Annotated in this window: 15 protein-coding genes; 10 read left to right on the forward strand and 5 right to left on the reverse strand. The window is 52.7% G+C overall.

Going from position 1 to position 18,641, the window contains the following annotated elements; translation table 11 throughout:
• The first annotated feature begins 282 nt into the window (after positions 1–282).
• The 3 genes from AOY24_RS01190 (at position 283) to AOY24_RS01200 (ending at position 3,483) form a co-directional block, all read left to right on the forward strand.
• Positions 283–1,224 (forward strand): pseudouridine kinase, encoded by a 942-nt coding sequence (locus AOY24_RS01190; RefSeq protein WP_054176044.1) that lies wholly within the window; start codon positions 283–285, stop codon positions 1,222–1,224.
• Complete coding sequence (locus AOY24_RS01195) at positions 1,212–2,147, forward strand: pseudouridine-5'-phosphate glycosidase (protein WP_044258629.1); 936 nt, start codon at positions 1,212–1,214, stop codon at positions 2,145–2,147. Before AOY24_RS01190 ends, AOY24_RS01195 begins: the two co-directional genes overlap by 13 nt.
• An 85-nt stretch (positions 2,148–2,232) precedes the next feature.
• Positions 2,233–3,483, forward strand: a complete 1,251-nt coding sequence (locus AOY24_RS01200; RefSeq protein ID WP_054176000.1) for a NupC/NupG family nucleoside CNT transporter — start codon at positions 2,233–2,235, stop codon at positions 3,481–3,483.
• Positions 3,484–3,538: 55 nt separating this feature from the next.
• Here the strand turns inward: AOY24_RS01200 and AOY24_RS01205 are convergent, their stop codons facing one another.
• The 3 genes from AOY24_RS01205 to AOY24_RS01215 form a co-directional block, all read right to left on the reverse strand.
• Positions 3,539–4,630: a sugar kinase gene (locus tag AOY24_RS01205; RefSeq protein WP_054176001.1), complete on the reverse strand. Its 1,092-nt coding sequence runs from the start codon at positions 4,628–4,630 to the stop codon at positions 3,539–3,541.
• A gap of 2 nt (positions 4,631–4,632) precedes the next feature.
• On the reverse strand, positions 4,633–5,490 hold the full coding sequence (gene nfo / locus AOY24_RS01210; RefSeq protein WP_043000115.1) for a deoxyribonuclease IV: 858 nt from the start codon (positions 5,488–5,490) through the stop codon (positions 4,633–4,635).
• A 103-nt stretch (positions 5,491–5,593) separates the two neighbouring features.
• A complete protein-coding gene (locus tag AOY24_RS01215; RefSeq protein ID WP_043000116.1) occupies positions 5,594–6,643 on the reverse strand; it encodes a YeiH family protein in 1,050 nt (349 codons plus the stop codon).
• Positions 6,644–6,742: 99 nt separating this feature from the next.
• Between AOY24_RS01215 and yieE the strand changes: the two genes are divergently transcribed.
• Together yieE and lysP are read left to right on the forward strand one after the other, a co-directional pair.
• Complete coding sequence (yieE, locus tag AOY24_RS01220; protein ID WP_054176002.1) at positions 6,743–7,606, forward strand: DNA-binding transcriptional regulator YeiE; 864 nt, start codon at positions 6,743–6,745, stop codon at positions 7,604–7,606.
• A 185-nt stretch (positions 7,607–7,791) separates the two neighbouring features.
• On the forward strand, positions 7,792–9,261 hold the full coding sequence (gene lysP, locus AOY24_RS01225) for a lysine-specific permease (RefSeq protein WP_044258633.1): 1,470 nt from the start codon (positions 7,792–7,794) through the stop codon (positions 9,259–9,261).
• 64 nt (positions 9,262–9,325) lie between these two features.
• Here lysP and AOY24_RS01230 read toward each other — a convergent pair whose 3' ends face one another.
• A complete protein-coding gene (locus AOY24_RS01230) occupies positions 9,326–11,311 on the reverse strand; it encodes a ligand-gated channel protein (protein ID WP_044258635.1) in 1,986 nt (661 codons plus the stop codon).
• 284 nt (positions 11,312–11,595) lie between these two features.
• Positions 11,596–12,432 carry an S-formylglutathione hydrolase gene (gene fghA, locus AOY24_RS01235; protein WP_054176003.1) on the reverse strand — a complete coding sequence of 279 codons (837 nt, stop codon included), beginning with the start codon at positions 12,430–12,432 and terminating at the stop codon, positions 11,596–11,598.
• 308 nt (positions 12,433–12,740) lie between these two features.
• Here fghA and folE point away from each other — a divergent pair, with 308 nt between their 5' ends.
• The 5 genes from folE (at position 12,741) to mglA (ending at position 18,629) form a co-directional block, all read left to right on the forward strand.
• Positions 12,741–13,409, forward strand: coding sequence for a GTP cyclohydrolase I FolE (gene folE / locus AOY24_RS01240; protein ID WP_043000121.1), 669 nt, complete (start codon positions 12,741–12,743; stop codon positions 13,407–13,409).
• A gap of 14 nt (positions 13,410–13,423) precedes the next feature.
• Entirely contained in the window at positions 13,424–14,581 is a 1,158-nt protein-coding gene (yeiB, locus tag AOY24_RS01245; RefSeq protein WP_043000122.1) for a DUF418 domain-containing protein YeiB, read from the forward strand.
• Between the two features lie 142 nt (positions 14,582–14,723).
• A complete protein-coding gene (galS, locus tag AOY24_RS01250; RefSeq protein ID WP_044258641.1) occupies positions 14,724–15,749 on the forward strand; it encodes an HTH-type transcriptional regulator GalS in 1,026 nt (341 codons plus the stop codon).
• Positions 15,750–16,043: 294 nt separating this feature from the next.
• Positions 16,044–17,042, forward strand: coding sequence for a galactose/glucose ABC transporter substrate-binding protein MglB (gene mglB, locus AOY24_RS01255; protein ID WP_043000124.1), 999 nt, complete (start codon positions 16,044–16,046; stop codon positions 17,040–17,042).
• 66 nt (positions 17,043–17,108) lie between these two features.
• On the forward strand, positions 17,109–18,629 hold the full coding sequence (mglA, locus tag AOY24_RS01260) for a galactose/methyl galactoside ABC transporter ATP-binding protein MglA (protein WP_043000125.1): 1,521 nt from the start codon (positions 17,109–17,111) through the stop codon (positions 18,627–18,629).
• Positions 18,630–18,641 lie beyond the last annotated feature (12 nt).

Genomic DNA, 18,641 nt, shown 5'->3' on the forward strand with positions numbered 1-18,641 from the left:
GTCATCATTTCACACCAGGGCAGAGAGTTCTCTGCCCTTTTTTTATCTTCGTTTTGTGTCCTTCCTCTCAAATATTTCCTCGCTTGCAAACTGTATCTATAAAAAATTGTGATTCTGTTCATATCTGGCGGTTTTTGCTCTTGCCAGTGCGTTTACTTTCATAAAAACAAGCTTACTATAAACACATGTTTGAATATAAACATGTGCTCTAATAAGTCGTTTGAGCCGTGAATAGTCTTAACAATCTCAAAGTCATGGTATTTTCGTACCAGGAGATGTGCTATGCGCGAAAAGGAATACATCATCACGATTGGTTCCGCCAATATGGACGTTGCAGGATATTCGCATGCTTCCTTGAATTATGCGGACTCAAATCCGGGGAAAATTAAATTTACACCTGGCGGAGTTGGTCGCAATATCGCTCACAATCTTGCATTGCTCGGGAAAAATTCCTGGTTAATGACGGCGGTTGGCAATGATTTCTATGGCCAATCGTTATTGGCGCAGACGAATCAGTCAGGCGTGCATGTGGATAATTGCCTGATTGTTGCCGGTGAGAACACCTCAAGTTATTTATCGCTTCTCGATAATACCGGTGAAATGCTGGTGGCAATCAATGACATGAGCATTACCGAACATATTTCGGCGGCGTTTCTGGCGCAGCATCTCGATTTTATCCGGGGTGCCCGTGTCATTGTGGCGGATTGTAATATTAGTGAACAGACGCTGGCCTGGTTACTGGATAACGTGGGGGATGTACCGGTGTTTGTTGACCCGGTATCGGCGTGGAAATGCGTCAAGATCCGCGAGCGTCTGGCCCAAATTCATACCCTCAAACCTAATCGTCTTGAGGCGGAAACTCTCAGCGGCATTGCGCTTTCAGGGCGCGAAGATGTTGCGAAAGTCGCTGCCTGGTTCCATGCGCGTGGCCTGCACCGTCTGGTACTCAGCATGGGGGGCGATGGGGTCTATTACAGTGAAAAAGACGGTGAGAGAGGCTGGTCGCTACCGATAAAAACCCATGTCGTTAACGTTACCGGAGCGGGAGATGCCATGATGGCGGGACTCGCTTCCTGCTGGGTTGAAGGCATGCCCTTCATTGATTCTATTCGATTTGCACAGGGTTGTTCCTCAATGGCGCTGGCCAGTGAATATACCAATAACCCTGAATTATCTGTTGCGAACGTTAAAACCCTTGTGGAGAACACAGAATGTCTGAATTAACGATTTCCTCTGAATTACTGCATATTTCGCCAGAAGTCCAGGACGCTATTAACAGTAAAAAACCGATTGTTGCGCTTGAATCGACAATTATTTCTCACGGTATGCCTTTTCCACAAAATGCGCAGACGGCAATTGAAGTCGAAGAAACTATTCGTAAGCACGGTGCTGTGCCGGCAACGATTGCCATTATTGGCGGAGTAATGAAAGTCGGCCTGAGTAAAGAAGAAATTGAATTATTAGGTCGCGAAGGACATAGCGTAACTAAAGTCAGTCGTCGTGATTTACCGTTTGTGGTAGCCGCTGGAAAAAATGGCGCGACCACGGTTGCTTCAACCATGATTATTGCCGCCCTTGCGGGTATTCACGTTTTTGCTACCGGGGGTATTGGCGGCGTTCATCGCGGTGCGGAACATACGTTTGATATTTCCGCCGATCTTCAGGAACTGGCTCATACCAATGTAACCGTGGTTTGTGCCGGCGCGAAATCTATTCTCGATTTAGGTTTAACCACGGAATATTTAGAAACGTTCGGTGTGCCGTTAATTGGATATCAGACCACTGCGTTACCGGCATTTTTCTGCCGTACCAGTCCGTTTGAGGTCAGCATTCGTCTCGACAGCGCGAAGGAAATTGCCCGGGCGATGGCAGTGAAATGGCAAACCGGCCTGAACGGAGGTCTGGTGGTCGCCAATCCAATCCCGGAAACCTACGCCATGGCGGAAGAGAAAATCAATGCGGCGATTGACCAGGCCGTCCGGGAAGCGGAAGAGCAGGGCGTTATCGGTAAAGAGAGCACGCCGTTCCTGCTGGCGCGCGTTGCTGAATTAACCGGAGGCGACAGCCTGAAGTCCAACATCCAACTGGTGTTTAACAACGCCGTACTGGCCTGCGAGATAGCGAAGGAATATCAACGCCTCGCCTGATCGAAACGAACGGGCAGCGTGCGGTCGCCCGAAACCACCAAAACCTGGCCTCGCGCCGGGTTTCCTGGCATGAAGGGAAATCATTATGGATATAATGAGAAGTGTTGTGGGTATGGCGGTACTGCTGGTGATCGCATACTTACTGTCAGTGAATAAAAAACACATCAGCTTACGTACCGTGGGCGCAGCGCTGGTGCTGCAAATTGCGATTGGCGGGATCATGCTCTATTTCCCGCCGGGCAAATGGCTGGTTGAACAGGCGGCGCTGGGCGTGCATAAAGTTATGTCTTACAGTGACGCGGGCAGTGCCTTTATTTTTGGCTCTCTGGTTGGGCCAAAAATGGATGTGCTGTTTGATGGCACCGGTTTTATCTTCGCCTTCCGCGTGCTCCCGGCGATCATTTTTGTCACCGCGCTTATCAGCCTGTTGTACTACATTGGCGTGATGGGACTGCTGATTCGCATCCTGGGCGGGATTTTCCAGAAGGCCCTGAATATCAGTAAGATTGAATCGTTCGTTGCGGTCACGACGATTTTCCTCGGGCAAAACGAGATCCCGGCGATTGTGAAGCCGTTTATTGACCGCCTGAATCGCAATGAACTGTTTACCGCGATCTGTAGCGGGATGGCCTCGATTGCGGGCTCGATGATGATTGGCTACGCCGGTATGGGCGTGCCGATTGATTATCTGCTGGCGGCCTCGCTGATGGCGATTCCTGGCGGGATCCTGTTTGCGCGTATTCTGAGTCCGGCAACGGAAGAGTCAAAAGTCACTTTCGAAAACCTCTCTTTCACCGAGACGCCACCGAAAAGCATTATCGAAGCCGCGGCAAGCGGTGCGATGACCGGGCTGAAAATTGCCGCAGGCGTGGCAACGGTGGTCATGGCGTTTGTCGCGATTATCGCACTGCTTAACGGCATTATCGGCGGAATTGGCGGCTGGTTCGGCTATGGTCATGCGACGCTTGAAGGGATCTTCGGCTGGGTGTTAGCCCCGCTGGCGTGGATCATGGGCGTTGACTGGAGCGATGCCACCCTGGCAGGGAGCCTGATTGGGCAGAAGCTGGCAATCAACGAATTTGTCGCTTACCTCAACCTGTCGCCTTATTTGCAGGATGGCGGCACCCTGGATGTGAAAACCATCGCCATCATCTCTTTTGCGCTGTGTGGGTTTGCCAACTTTGGTTCCATTGGCGTAGTGGTCGGGGCGTTCTCGGCTATTTCGCCTCAGCGCGCGCCGGAAATCGCCCAGTTGGGTATGCGGGCGCTGGCGGCAGCCACGCTCTCTAACCTGATGAGTGCGACCATTGCCGGGTTCTTTATTGGACTGGCGTAGCGTGGCTGATAGCTTATCCGGTCAGGGGACCGACCCTGGGCCGGATAAGCCGTTTTCACTGGCTTGTTTTTAACAGATACAGCGCGTTATCAGCGGAAAGGGTGGGGTTGTTGATACTGACGCTGGCGCGTGACAGGGCCGCACAAGCCATTGCGAAATTCGCGCTTTCGCGAAAATCGCTCCCTTCCAGAAAGCAATAGATCAGTCCGGCCATAAAACCGTCATCGGCACCGAAGCTGTCGACCACCGTATGCGCGGGCGGCGTGAGCAAGAATCGCTCACCATCTTTCTCGCTACAAAAGACTGACTCATCTTCCAGACAGACAAAAATCTGTTGAATGCCCTGTTGATGAAGGGCATTCACCGCGCTGAGTCGATCGGCATCGCTGTTGATGGGGTGACCCCATAAGATCTCCAGCTCTTTTTGTGTCGGTTTCAGCGTATGGATGCGCGTAAACCAGGTTTTCACCTTCGTCGCTTTGAACTCGGAAACGGTATCAATAAATACCGGAATATCATCAGCAACCGTAAAGACCCATTCGATGGCTTCCGGCGTCAGGTTGCAGTCCGCCAGCACCACTCCGGCGTGACGGATTAAATCCCGCGAGCTGTTCAGCAACTGCGGCGTCAGCTGTTGCAGGATATGGGTATCATTAATTGCCAGCACCGTCTCTTCTTGCTGATTGGCGATGGAGAGATAAGTTGAGGTGTTATGCCCGTGCAGGCGAATACAACTGGAGATATTGACGCCTGCCTGGCGTGTTTGTTCCAGCAACGTCTCGCCGTAAAAATCACTGCCGACAGCGGAAATCAGATGCACATCGCGACCCAGCAGGGCGAGGTTATGGGCAATGTTGCGCCCGACGCCACCTGCAGAACAGTGGATACTGCCTGGGTTAGACGCGGCCTGCGGGTAGTGGATATCCGCCATCCCACGAATATCCATGTTAATCGCCCCTACCACCACGCAATAGGCCTGTTCGGTAAGGATGTAACCTTTTCCTTTGATTGCCCCTTTACGCATCAGGTCCATGATGTGCGCGGCGACGCGTGAACGGCTGATCTGCAAAATATCAGCGATTTCGTTTTGCTGAATCAGCGGGTTGCGGCGCAGAATTTTGAGTATCTGTTTTTCCCTGTCGTTCATGATTACGCAACCGCCTTTTCAGTTTGTTGCGCTTTCAGCCACGCGATCTCTTCTGCCCAGATGTCGGGATTGATGGTTTCCAGCACCAGCGGAATGCCGTCGAAACGGGCGTCCTGCATGATCCAGCGGAACGCGTCATGACCAATGTTGCCTTCGCCCAGACTGTGGTGACGGTCGACCCGGCTGCCAAAGGCACTCTTGGCATCGTTCAGGTGCATACCGCGCAGATACTGGAAACCGACGATGCGCTCGAATTCGGCAAAGGTTTTTTCGCATTCGGCGGCGGAACGCAAGTCGTAACCCGCGGCGAAAGCGTGGCAGGTGTCAATGCAAACGCCGACGCGTGATTTGTCTTCTACGCCATCGATGATGGCGGCAAGGTGCTCGAATTTGAATCCGAGGTTGCTGCCCTGACCGGCAGTATTTTCAATCACCGCAGTCACCCCTTCGGTCTGGGCGAGTGTGATGTTGATCGACTCAGCAATCTTTGCCAGACACTCGTCTTCCGAAATTTGCATCAGGTGGCTGCCTGGATGGAAGTTAAGCAGAGATAAGCCGAGTTGTTCACAACGCTGCATTTCATCAAGAAAAGCCGCGCGGGATTTTTCCAGCGCCTCGCCGACCGGGTGGCCCAGGTTGATCAGATAGCTATCGTGCGGCAGGATTTGAGCGGATGTGAAGTGGTATTGCTCACAGGCGGCTTTAAAGTCATCGATGATTTGCGCGGTAAGAGGGGCGGCGCGCCATTGACGCTGATTTTTAGTAAAGAGTGCAAACGCGGTTGCCTCGATTTCAGCGGCGCGAATTGCGGCATTTGCCAGCCCGCCAGCTGCGCTGACGTGTGCTCCGATGTATTTCATTAAAGACTCCTGTTAACCCACCAGATGTGGCCTGGCGGATTTGTGTATCCGGAAATTGAATCTTGCCAATCATAGCGGGTTAACAGGGTCAGGATGTAGTGAATTATGCAATAACGTGCTGGACCAGGACGTTAATCACGCCACCGCCGACAATCAGCCAGATGAACAGCACCAGTGCCATCAACAGCGGTTTCGCTCCAGCTTTCTTCAGCGCGCTGACATGCGTCGTCAGCCCCAGTGCCGCCATTGCCATAGCCAGCAGGACCGTATCCAGTGTGACCAGCATGTTCACCACCGCCTGCGGTAGCAGGTGGAATGAGTTGAAAATGGCGACCACAATGAACAGAATCGCAAACCACGGAATGGTGATTTTGCTTTTTTCCCCACCGTTGGCCGGTGACAGTTGCTTAACGCGAGCGGCCATAAAGATGAGGAACGGAGCCAGCATCATGACGCGAAGCATTTTGGCAATCACCGCTGCGTTTTCGGCGTCCGGGCTAATTGCGTGTCCTGCCGCCACAACCTGAGCAACTTCATGCATGGTGGAGCCAATGAAGATGCCGTAGGTTTCCGGACTAAACCAGTGCGCCAGCAGCGGATACATCGCCGGGTAGAGGAAAATCGCCATCGTCCCGAAGATCACGACCGTTGCGACGGCAACCGTGACTTTGCTGGCTTCGGCTTTCACAACTGGTTCCGTCGCCAGTACCGCCGCCGCGCCGCAAATGCTGCTACCCGCGCCGATCAGCCAACTGGTCTGGCGATCCAGCCCAAAGACTTTTTGCCCCAGAAAGCACGCCAGCATAAAGGTGCTGGACAGCGTCAGGATGTCGATCAGAATGCCGCTGACACCTACGTCAGCAATTTGCGCGAAGGTGAGGCGAAAGCCGTAGAGGATGATCCCCAGGCGCAATAAATGTTGCTTGGCAAACAGGACGCCGCCGTCACAGCTTTTCCAGATCTGGGGATAGACGGTGTTACCGATCACCATCCCCAATAAAATCGCTAAGGTGAGGGCGCTGAATCCGGCACCCGCCACGGCGGGAATGGACCCGCCCCATAAGGCGACTCCGGTAATCACTGCACTCAGGGCAAGCCCCGGAATAAAATGCCACATTGTTCGACGATGATTCGTTAAGGTGAGTTCTGTCATTGCCTTCTCCTCTTTTATGGTCAAAAGGTTACGGCGAACTGGCTTAAAAATAAAATTGATTATATATTTATAATTAATCTTTATAAGTGGTAAGCGACCATGCACATCACCCTGCGGCAACTCGAAGTCTTCACCGAAGTTTTGAAAAGCGGCTCAACAACGCAGGCATCGGTGATGCTGGCGCTGTCGCAATCGGCAGTCAGCGCGGCGCTGACCGATCTGGAAGGTCAACTGGGCGTTCAGCTTTTCGACCGCGTAGGCAAACGGCTGGTGGTGAATGAGCACGGGCGCTTGCTTTACCCGCGGGCGCTGGCGTTGCTGGAGCAGGCGGTGGAGATCGAGCAGTTGTTCCGCGAAGACAACGGCGCGATACGCGTGTATGCCAGCAGCACCATCGGCAACTATATCCTTCCGGGGGTGATTGCCCGTTATCGGCGAGATTTCCCCGCGCTGCCGCTGGAACTTAGCGTCGGCAACAGTCAGGATGTGATTACAGCGGTGCTCGATTTTCGGGTCGACATTGGGCTTATCGAAGGGCCGTGTCACAATACGGAGATCATCTCGGAGCCGTGGCTGGAAGATGAACTGGTGGTCTTCGCCGCGCCATCTTCACCGCTGGCGCAGGGACCGGTGACGCTTGAACAGCTCGCAGCCGCCCCCTGGATCCTGCGCGAACGCGGTTCCGGGACGCGCGAAATTGTCGATTATCTGCTGCTGTCGCACCTGCCCAAATTTGAAATGGCGATGGAGCTGGGAAACTCCGAAGCCATCAAGCATGCCGTTCGTCATGGGCTGGGCATTAGCTGTCTGTCACGACGCGTGATTGATGAACAACTCCAGGCGGGAACGCTGAGCGAAGTGGCAGTGCCGCTTCCGCGTCTGGTGCGTACGCTCTGGCGGATCCATCATCGCCAGAAACACCTCTCTAATGCGCTCCAGCGCTTCCTCAGTTATTGCGAATAATGCCTGCCGGGGACCGATCGCCTGACGGTGATAAGTCCTGGGGGCAGTAAGTTCCCCATTCTCTGCTATTACTTATAATCCGCGGCCAGTCATGAAGGTCTCTTATAACAGCGCATTTGTGCCGGAAGACGAGCGTTTCGTCTGCTACAATCGCGCCTCATTTTTTGGATGGATAGCATTTTCACATGGTTTCCGAAACTAAAACCACAGAAGCGCCCGCGTTACGTCGCGAACTGAAGGCGCGTCACCTGACGATGATCGCGATTGGCGGTTCTATCGGTACAGGTCTTTTCGTGGCATCTGGTGCCACCATTTCCGCAGCGGGTCCAGGCGGTGCGCTGTTTTCCTATATTCTGATTGGCCTGATGGTGTACTTCCTGATGACCAGTCTGGGCGAACTGGCGGCGTATATGCCGGTGTCCGGTTCGTTTGCGACCTACGGTCAGAACTATGTTGAAGAAGGCTTCGGCTTCGCGCTGGGCTGGAACTACTGGTACAACTGGGCGGTGACCATCGCTGTTGACCTTGTGGCGGCACAGCTGGTGATGAGCTGGTGGTTCCCTGATACCCCAGGCTGGATCTGGAGTGCGCTGTTCCTCGGCGTCATCTTCCTGCTGAACTACATCTCGGTCAGAGGTTTTGGTGAAGCGGAATACTGGTTCTCACTGATCAAAGTGGCCACTGTGATTATCTTCATCATTGTTGGCGTTATGATGATCGTCGGTATCTTCAAAGGCACTCAGCCGGTGGGCTGGAGCAACTGGACGACGGGCGATGCGCCGTTTGCCGGTGGCTTTGCGGCGATGATTGGCGTGGCGATGATTGTCGGTTTCTCCTTCCAGGGGACGGAACTGATCGGTATTGCCGCCGGTGAATCTGAAGATCCGGAGAAGAACATTCCGCGTGCGGTGCGTCAGGTGTTCTGGCGAATCCTGCTGTTCTATGTCTTCGCGATTCTGATTATCAGCCTGATCATCCCGTACACCGATCCGAGCCTGCTGCGTAACGATGTGAAAGACATCAGCGTCAGCCCGTTCACGCTGGTCTTCCAGCATGCCGGTCTGCTCTCTGCGGCGGCGGTGATGAATGCGGTGATCCTGACGGCGGTGCTGTCGGCGGGTAACTCCGGGATGTACGCCTCAACCCGTATGCTTTACACCCTGGCCTGCGATGGTAAAGCGCCGCGTATTTTTGCGAAACTGTCTCGCGGCGGTGTTCCGCGTAATGCGCTGTATGCCACGACGGTGATTGCCGGTCTGTGCTTCCTGACCTCAATGTTCGGTAACCAGACGGTGTACCTGTGGCTGCTGAATACTTCCGGGATGACGGGCTTTATCGCCTGGCTGGGGATTGCCATCAGCCACTATCGTTTCCGTCGTGGGTATGTTCTGCAAGGGCATGACGTGAAGGATCTGCCGTATCGTTCCGGCTTCTTCCCGCTGGGGCCGATCTTCGCGTTTGTTCTGTGTCTTATCATCACGCTAGGCCAGAACTATGAAGCGTTCCTGAAAGACACCATTGACTGGGGCGGCGTGGCGGCAACCTATATTGGTATCCCGCTGTTCCTGATTATCTGGTTCGGCTATAAGCTGACCCGCGGGACTCACTTCGTACGTTACAATGAAATGCATTTCCCGGAACGCGTGAAGAAATAGTCGTCACCGCATGAATAAAGCGATAAAAAAGCCTCCGTTGCGGAGGCTTTTTTTTGGGAGGGACTCAGAAGTTGTACGTCAGACCTACCGTATAACGACGACCATCGAGAATGGTGTCATAGGTATCGTAATCAATCTGTTTATCCAGCGCGTTATACACCCCGGCTGTCACCAGCAGGTTTTTGTTCGCGTTGTAACGCAGACCGACATCAACCTGCGTATAGGACGGTGTGCCCTGCGACATTGAGGTGCGGCTCAGGTATTCAGACGTTTTACCGCGGAAGTTCAGACGGCTCCAGAAGCCGACGGTCTCCGTTGCCTGCCAGTCCAGCGTGGTGTTAAACATATGCTTTGGCATTTTGTTTAATGGCTTGCCTTCAAACTGGCCGCTCTTCTGTTCTGACTCGGTATAGGTGTAGTTAGCCGTCCAGTTGAGGTCGCGGGTCATCTTCCAGCCGAATGTGGATTCCACGCCGCGCATGTTGGCTTTATCGACGTTCACGCGATCGCTGACGAAATCATAGCTTTCGCTGCCAATCGTACAGGCCGGATCGGCGCTGCTGTTGCAGCGACGAACTTCGGTGATCTTGTCTTTGAAATCAGTATTGAACAGGGTGATGCCGGCATTAAGGTTATCGCCGTTATCCCACAGCAGTCCCAGCTCTTCGCTCAGGCTCTTTTCCGGTTTCAGATCCGGGTTGCCGACAATAATGCCATTCAAACGACCGCCACCGGTGACCTGACCCCAGTTTGCGGAGGATTGACGCAGATCGGGTGCGCGGTAGCCTGCGGAGACGCCACCTTTTAAGGTCCATTGATCGCTCAGATGCCAGACGCCATAACCGCGCGGTGTCCAGTTGTCGCCGTAGTTTTCGTCCTTATCCATACGGATCCCACCGGTCAGGGTAAAACTATCGGTCATCGCCCATTCGTCTTCTGCAAACAGCGCCCAGCTCCAGCGGGTCAGTTTATTCAGACCGTCAGCCGCTTCCAGTTGGTTACCGTTATCGCGCAGTTTTTCATAACGGTACTGACCGCCCAGCGTCATCGTATGGGCGCCGAGGAAAATCTGGTTCTGGTTATTGAAGATCGTGTTGTATGACTTCATCTCACGACCCGGGTTGTGGGTCTCTTCCTGCTGGATATAGCTGGTGCTGTTGAAATCATCGTAATAGCCGCTGTGCGTCAGTGAATACGTGGTGTGCTCATAGCGGTTTTCACTTTTCGTGTTTGGCTTACAGGTGCCTTTCCGGCAGGTTTCCTCGGCCATCGATTTACCTGGCGTACTGTTGCGATCCTGCAATTCACGAGCGATATCAAAATCGATGTCGTTCTTATCATCCGGTGTAAAGTTAAGGGTCAGACCGCCGTTACGCAGGCGCTGCTCATTGTAACCGTTGACGATCTGATCTTCCGCGCGGCGGGACAGCAGTCCGGTGACTTTCGCACCCAGCAAGCCGTCGATCAGCGGACCAGAAGCATAGGCATTGGTCTGGAACAGATCGCCGGAGTCGCTGTTTTCCTGGAAAGTAGCGTCACCGTGCAGAGAACCGGTCCAGCCTTTGGTGTTAGAGACTTTTTTGGTGATCACGTTAATCACGCCGCCCATCGCATCGGATCCGTACAGCGAGGACATCGGGCCACGGATGACTTCGATACGCTCGATGGACTCCAGCGGCGGCAGCCAGCCCTGCTCGATCCCAGAATTATCGCTGTTCGGACGCGTACCGCGAGTGCTGATGCGTTTACCGTTCACCAGGAACAGCGTGTATTGCGACGCCATCCCTCGGATGCTGATATCACTGCTGCTGCCCCCGCCTGTGACGACTACGCCAGGGACATCTTTCAGTGCATCGGTAACGTCACGATAAGCTTTGTCTTCAATTTGCTGTTTTGAAATAACCGAAATTGAAGCTGGGGCGTTCTGGATCTTCTGCTCAAATCCCGTCGCGGTAACCACAACGGTATCCTGATCGGCAGCATGAACGAGCGATGGGAGGCATGCCGCGCTGACGACGATGGCAATAGCCTTAACGTGAGGTATAGTCATTTTGTCATTCCATTAAACGAATAAAAACCGCGTGCCATGTAAAAGGCCATGACAACTGTATGTGTTTGTCTTTTAAGAACTCTTAGCGGTAAAGAAGCGGGGGAAATTGTACAAAAGAATGAATATTTGTAAACACAAATGATAATTGAAATCATTTGCGTTTGTTTGGTTTGTAAGGGAAAACCTTTTAAGTCAATAAGATAGCGGAACGTAAATGTGAGGAAAAAATGAAGAAATCATGGAGAAAGGGAGAAGAAGAAGGAGGGCGCATTGCCCTCCTGCGGTTATTTCATCAAATGTGCGGCATGGAAGCGCAGATGATCCTCAATGAATGAGGCAATAAAGTAATAGCTATGATCGTAACCAGGCTGAATACGCAGCGTCATCGGCCATGCGGTCTGGCGTGCGGCTTCAGCCAGAACCGCGGGTTGGAGCTGATCGGCCAGAAACTGATCGCTGTCGCCCTGGTCAATCAGCGTCGGGATGGCGTCTTCCGGCTGGCTGGCGTACATCAACGCACAGCTATCCCATTGCGCCCATGCGGCGCGATCCTCGCCGAGATAGGCGAGAAACGCTTTTTCGCCCCACGGGACGCGGCACGGGTTAACGATGGGGGCGAATGCAGAAACGCTGGTGTATTTGCCTGGATTTTTCAACGCCATGATCAGCGCACCGTGACCGCCCATGGAGTGTCCACTGATCGCGCAGCGATCGCTGACGTTAAAATGCGCCTGAATCAGCGACGGGAGTTCGTCCCGCACGTAATCATACATGCGGAAATGAGCAGCCCAGGGTTGCTGCGTCGCATTGAGATAAAAACCGGCCCCCTGACCAAGATCATACCCCTCATCGTTGGCGACCTGTTCACCGCGCGGACTGGTATCCGGCATGACTAAAACGATGCCTAATTCAGCCGCGATACGCTGCGCACCGGCCTTAGTGGTAAAGTTTTCATCATTACAGGTTAACCCGGACAGCCAGTACAGAACCGGCGGAGGGGGCGTATCGCGAGGGGGAGGGAGAAAAATGCTGAACGTCATTGCACAGTTCAGCGTGGTGGAGTCGTGACGCCAGCGTTGCTGCCAGCCTTCAAAACAGCGGTGCTCTTCGAGCATTTCCATGCGTGGCTCCTTGTTATGTTGAACCTGAATGTGTTCGCAAACTCCCCATAATACAGATAATTCATGGCACTGTGAGTAACTTTCACTTCCGCATCGCGCAGACTTGCTTCATCATCGAGCACACGTCGATGTAACCCTTCCCGTCCTCTTTTACGAAACGTGGTTTGAAAGGCAACGGCGATTTCAATAATTATCGTTGTGAATACTGGATTATGTGCGCGGCCTCACGCACAATAATCAGGCTGTCAACAGCCTACAAACTTTGCCCCACGCAGGGCAGAGGCGCCACACCTGCAGGAGAAGAATAAATGTCATCACTCAGTAAAGAAGCGGCCCTGGTTCATGAAGCGCTGGTAGCGCGAGGGCTGGAAACGCCGCTGCGCCCGCCCGTGCATGAGATGGATAACGAAACGCGCAAACGTCTTATCTCAGGCCATATGACCGAGATCATGCAGTTGCTGAACCTCGACCTGAGCGATGACAGCCTGATGGAAACCCCGCATCGCATCGCCAAAATGTATGTCGATGAGATTTTCTCAGGCCTGGATTACGCCAATTTCCCGAAAATCACCGTCATTGAAAACAAAATGAAAGTCGATGAGATGGTCACCGTACGCGACATCACTCTCACCAGCACGTGTGAACACCATTTTGTGACCATTGATGGTAAAGCCACCGTGGCCTATATCCCGAAAGAGTCGGTGATTGGTTTGTCGAAGATCAACCGCATCGTCCAGTTCTTTGCCCAACGTCCGCAGGTACAGGAGCGTCTGACGCAACAGATCCTGACCGCGCTGCAAACTCTGCTGGGAACCAATAACGTGGCCGTATCGATTGATGCGGTGCATTACTGCGTGAAAGCACGCGGTATTCGTGATGCCACCAGTGCAACCACCACCACCTCGCTTGGCGGTCTGTTTAAATCGAGCCAGAATACGCGTCAGGAATTTTTGCGCGCGGTCCGTCATCACAACTGATAAAGGCAGGAGCTATGGAGCGTAATGTCACGCTGGATTTTGTCCGTGGCGTCGCCATCCTTGGCATCCTGCTGTTAAATATCAGCGCCTTTGGTTTGCCAAAGGCGGCTTACCTCAATCCCGCCTGGTACGGAAATATCACGGCTTCAGATGCCTGGACATGGGCCATTCTGGATCTGTTCGCGCAGGTAAAATTTCTCACTTTGTTTGCACTGCTGTTTGGCGCGGGCCTGCAAATGCTGCTGCCGCGCGGTAAGCGCTGGATCCAGTCCCGTCTGACTCTACTGGTGCTCCTTGGTTTTATTCATGCCTTGCTGTTTTGGGACGGCGATATTCTGCTGGCCTATGGGCTGGTGGGGCTGATCTGCTGGCGACTGGTGCGCGATGCACCATCGGTGAAAAGCCTGTTTAACACCGGCGTGATGCTCTATCTGGTCGGCATTGCCGTTCTGCTGCTGCTTGGCGCGATCTCCGGCAGTGAAACAAACCGCGCCTGGACGCCGGATGCGTCTGCGTTGCTGTATGAACAATACTGGAAGGTGAATGGCGGCGTGGAAGCCATCAGTAATCGGGTCGATGCCTTATCGAATAGCCTGCTGGCGTTGGGCGCGCAGTACGGCTGGCAACTGGCGGGTATGATGTTGCTCGGGGCGGCACTGATGCGCAGTGGCTGGCTGAAAGGGCAGTTTCGTCTTTCGCATTACCGACGCAGCGGTTTTTTACTGATCGCCGTGGGTCTACTTATTAACCTGCCTGCCGTGGTCGTACAGTGGCAACTGGAGTGGAGCTATCGCTGGTGCGCGTTCTTGTTACAGGCTCCGCGTGAGCTTAGCGCACCATTTCAGACGCTCGGCTATACCGCGCTGATGTTTGGTTACTGGCCGCAGTTAAGCCGCAGCAAAATCGCTCATGCGATTGCATGTGTCGGGCGAATGGCGCTGACAAATTATCTGCTGCAAACCGTGATTTGCACCACGCTGTTTTATCAATTCGGCTTATTTATGAAATTTGACCGACTGGAACTGCTGCTGTTTGTCATCCCGGTGTGGCTGGCAAACCTGCTTTTCTCCGTGATCTGGTTACGGTTCCTGCCTCAGGGCCCGATGGAGTGGCTCTGGCGGCAATTAACCCTGCGAGCGTCAGGGACGTCATTGTCCCATACATCCAGATAACGATCTGGATCACAATCATTAACAAAATGGATGTAAGCGCTTTCATCGCTGTGACCGCACTCACGTAGTCCTTTTCCCTCCGCTGACAAAATAGCCGCCAGTTATGCAGCGAGTGGCTGCAATTCCAGACAGGGTAGTGAATATGATCACCATTCGTGATGTGGCGCGTCAGGCAGGCGTATCGGTAGCGACGGTTTCCCGCGTGTTAAATAACAGCGCGCTGGTCAGTCCTGATACGCGCGAGGCGGTAATGAAGGCGGTGACGCTGCTGGGCTATCGGCCAAACGCCAATGCCCAGGCGCTGGCCACGCAGGTCAGTGAAACCATCGGCGTGGTGGTGATGGACGTGTCCGATGCGTTTTTTGGCGCGCTGGTGAAAGCGGTGGATTTGGTCGCTCAACAGCATCAAAAATATGTGCTGATCGGCAACAGCTATCATGAAGCCGAAAAAGAGCGTCATGCCATTGAGGTGTTGATCCGCCAGCGCTGTAACGCGCTGATCGTTCACTCAAAAGCGTTAAGCGATCGGGAACTGGGCGAGTTTATGGATCAGATCCCCGGTATGGTGCTGATCAACCGCATTGTCCCTGGCTACGCCCACCGCTGCGTGTGCCTGGACAATATCAGCGGCGCGAAAATGGCGACCCGTATGTTATTGAATAATGGTCATCAGCGGATTGGCTATCTGGCTTCCAGCCACCGCATTGAAGATGACGTCATGCGCCGGGAAGGGTGGAGCAGTGCGCTTAAGGAGCAGGGCATTGTGGCGCCTGAAAGCTGGATTGGCATCGGATCGCCGGATATGCAGGGCGGTGAGGCGGCAATGGTTGAGCTGCTGGGGCGCAACCTGCAGCTAAGCGCCGTGTTTGCCTATAACGACAATATGGCCGCGGGCGCGCTGACGGCGCTAAAGGACAACGGCATTTCCATTCCCTTACACCTTTCAATCATTGGTTTCGACGATATTCCCATCGCCCGTTACACCGATCCCCAGTTGACAACGGTGCGCTATCCCATTGCTTCTATGGCAAAACTGGCGACAGAACTCGCATTACAGGGCGCTGCGGGAACGCTGGATTTATCCGCGACCCACTGCTTTATGCCGACCCTCGTGCGGCGTCATTCGGTTGCTGTACGACAGAATGCGGCGGCGATCACTAACTTATGATTTCGCCAGATGTAACCGCTTTCAATATGTGAGTAAATTCACAGTATCTTAACATTGTGATAGCTATGATGGCACCGCTTGTCGCACTGTAACTACGATGTAACTGTGAGTAATCACTTTTATCGAGGTAAAAGCGCTTTAAGCGAAATTAAAGCCTATTTCTGGAGCGTTACCGGGCAAGGAAGAGAGATTTTTTTAAAATGAGCTTCGGCGTTTACATAACACTTCATTAACGTTTTGTCCCGCCGGGCATTTATCTTACGTACTACCCTGCATAATAAAACCGGAGTTACCATGAATAAGAAGGTGTTGACCCTTTCTGCCGTTATGGCAAGCATGTTATTCGGCGCGGCTGCACATGCTGCGGATACTCGCATCGGTGTGACAATCTACAAATATGACGATAACTTTATGTCCGTGGTGCGTAAGGCTATCGAAGCAGATGCGAAAACGGCGCCAGATGTGCAACTGCTGATGAACGACTCGCAGAACGACCAGTCCAAACAAAACGATCAGATCGACGTGCTGCTGGCAAAAGGCGTGAAAGCGCTGGCCATCAACCTGGTTGACCCGGCGGCTGCGGGCACCGTTATCGAAAAAGCGCGCGGTCAGAATGTGCCTGTGGTCTTCTTCAACAAAGAACCTTCCCGTAAAGCGCTGGACAGCTATGACAAGGCTTACTACGTCGGTACTGACTCCAAAGAATCCGGTATTATCCAGGGCGATCTGATTGCCAAACACTGGGCGGCAAACCAGGGCTGGGATCTGAACAAAGACGGTCAGATTCAGTTCGTGCTGCTGAAAGGCGAGCCGGGTCATCCGGATGCTGAAGCGCGTACCACTTACGTTATCAAAGAGCTGAACGACAAAGGCATCAAAACCGAACAGCTGCAGTTAGATACCGCCATGTGGGACACCGCAATGGCGAAGGACAAAATGGATGCGTGGCTTTCCGGTCCGAACGCCAACAAAATTGAAGTGGTTATCGCCAACAACGATGCGATGGCAATGGGTGCCGTTGAAGCGCTGAAAGCACACAACAAAACCAGCGTACCGGTATTTGGCGTCGATGCGCTGCCAGAAGCGCTGGCACTGGTGAAATCCGGCGCACTGGCCGGTACTGTGCTGAACGATGCGAACAACCAGGCAAAAGCGACCTTTGACCTGGCGAAAAACCTTGCCGATGGCAAGGGGGCGGCTGACGGCACTGAGTGGAAAATCGAAAATAAAATCGTCCGCGTTCCTTACGTAGGCGTTGATAAAGATAACCTGGCCGAGTTCACTAAGAAGTAAGTTTGTGGGGCGCGATGTTATCGCGCCCTTTCATCCCGCACTCTGCGAGGCCAACAAGGTATAATTATGGTCAGCACAACTACTCAGCCGTCAGGCGAATTCTTGTTGGAAATGAGCGGCATCAACAAGTCTTTTCCCGGCGTTAAGGCACTTGATAATGTTAATTTAAAAGTCCGCCCACATTCGATTCATGCATTAATGGGAGAGAATGGCGCAGGAAAGTCGACACTATTAAAATGTCTTTTTGGGATCTATCAAAAAGATTCTGGCAGCATATTATTTCAGGGTAAAGAAATCGATTTTCATTCAGCCAAAGAAGCGCTGGAGAATGGTATTTCAATGGTACACCAGGAATTAAACCTGGTATTACAACGTTCTGTTATGGACAACATGTGGCTGGGGCGTTATCCCACCAAAGGCATGTTTGTCGATCAGGATAAAATGTACCGCGATACCAAAGCGATTTTTGACGAGCTGGATATTGATATCGATCCGCGTGCGCGCGTCGGAACATTGTCCGTCTCGCAAATGCAGATGATTGAAATTGCCAAAGCGTTTTCGTATAACGCCAAAATTGTGATTATGGATGAACCGACCTCTTCGTTAACCGAAAAAGAGGTCAACCATCTGTTCACCATTATTCGCAAGCTGAAAGAACGCGGTTGCGGTATTGTCTACATCTCCCACAAAATGGAAGAAATTTTCCAGTTGTGTGATGAAATTACCGTGTTGCGCGACGGACAGTGGATTGCGACGCAACCGCTGGAAGGGCTGGATATGGACAAGATCATCGCCATGATGGTCGGCCGTTCCTTGAACCAGCGATTCCCGGATAAATCCAACAATCCGGGGGAAGTGATTCTTGAAGTGCGCAACCTGACCTCGCTGCGTCAGCCGTCTATTCGGGATGTTTCCTTTGATTTGCATAAAGGCGAGATCCTCGGTATCGCAGGACTGGTCGGCGCTAAGCGTACTGACATCGTTGAAACGCTGTTTGGTATCCGTGAGAAATCATCGGGCACCATTACGCTGCACGGCAAAAAGATTAATAACCACAGTGCGAATGAAGCCATTAACCACGGTTTCGCGCTGGTCACCGAAGAGCGTCGTTCTACCGGGATTTATGCTTATCTGGACATTGGTTTTAACTCCTTAATTTCCAATATTCAGAATTACAAAAATAAAGTGGGTCTGTTAGATAACTCACGAATGAAAAGTGATACCCAATGGGTTATTGACTCTATGCGGGTAAAAACGCCAGGTCACAAGACGCAAATTGGTTCGCTTTCGGGCGGTAACCAGCAGAAAGTGGTTATTGGTCGCTGGCTGCTGACGCAACCGGAAATTTTAATGCTCGACGAACCCACCCGTGGGATCGACGTCGGTGCGAAGTTTGAAATTTATCAGTTAATTGCGGAACTGGCGAAAAAAGGTAAGGGGATCATTATTATCTCCTCCGAAATGCCGGAATTGTTAGGGATAACGGATCGTATTCTGGTCATGAGCAACGGCCTCGTTTCTGGAATTGTTGATACAAAAACGACAACGCAAAACGAAATTCTGCGTCTTGCGTCTTTGCACCTTTAAGATCAGGGGCTC

Origin of the sequence: Citrobacter sp. CtB7.12 (assembly GCF_001297795.1) — a bacterium.
GTDB classification, from domain to species: domain Bacteria; phylum Pseudomonadota; class Gammaproteobacteria; order Enterobacterales; family Enterobacteriaceae; genus Citrobacter_A; species Citrobacter_A amalonaticus.

Excerpts from the sequence above, each read along its gene's own strand:
- AOY24_RS01190 (WP_054176044.1), top strand. The coding sequence starts at position 283 with ATGCGCGAAAAGGAATACATCATCACGATTGGTTCCGCCAATATGGAC.
- AOY24_RS01195 (WP_044258629.1), top strand. The coding sequence starts at position 1,212 with ATGTCTGAATTAACGATTTCCTCTGAATTACTGCATATTTCGCCAGAA.
- AOY24_RS01200 (WP_054176000.1), top strand. The coding sequence starts at position 2,233 with ATGGATATAATGAGAAGTGTTGTGGGTATGGCGGTACTGCTGGTGATC.
- AOY24_RS01205 (WP_054176001.1), bottom strand. The coding sequence starts at position 4,630 with ATGAACGACAGGGAAAAACAGATACTCAAAATTCTGCGCCGCAACCCG.
- nfo (WP_043000115.1), bottom strand. The coding sequence starts at position 5,490 with ATGAAATACATCGGAGCACACGTCAGCGCAGCTGGCGGGCTGGCAAAT.
- AOY24_RS01215 (WP_043000116.1), bottom strand. The coding sequence starts at position 6,643 with ATGACAGAACTCACCTTAACGAATCATCGTCGAACAATGTGGCATTTT.
- yieE (WP_054176002.1), top strand. The coding sequence starts at position 6,743 with ATGCACATCACCCTGCGGCAACTCGAAGTCTTCACCGAAGTTTTGAAA.
- lysP (WP_044258633.1), top strand. The coding sequence starts at position 7,792 with ATGGTTTCCGAAACTAAAACCACAGAAGCGCCCGCGTTACGTCGCGAA.
- AOY24_RS01230 (WP_044258635.1), bottom strand. The coding sequence starts at position 11,311 with ATGACTATACCTCACGTTAAGGCTATTGCCATCGTCGTCAGCGCGGCA.
- fghA (WP_054176003.1), bottom strand. The coding sequence starts at position 12,432 with ATGGAAATGCTCGAAGAGCACCGCTGTTTTGAAGGCTGGCAGCAACGC.
- folE (WP_043000121.1), top strand. The coding sequence starts at position 12,741 with ATGTCATCACTCAGTAAAGAAGCGGCCCTGGTTCATGAAGCGCTGGTA.
- yeiB (WP_043000122.1), top strand. The coding sequence starts at position 13,424 with ATGGAGCGTAATGTCACGCTGGATTTTGTCCGTGGCGTCGCCATCCTT.
- galS (WP_044258641.1), top strand. The coding sequence starts at position 14,724 with ATGATCACCATTCGTGATGTGGCGCGTCAGGCAGGCGTATCGGTAGCG.
- mglB (WP_043000124.1), top strand. The coding sequence starts at position 16,044 with ATGAATAAGAAGGTGTTGACCCTTTCTGCCGTTATGGCAAGCATGTTA.
- mglA (WP_043000125.1), top strand. The coding sequence starts at position 17,109 with ATGGTCAGCACAACTACTCAGCCGTCAGGCGAATTCTTGTTGGAAATG.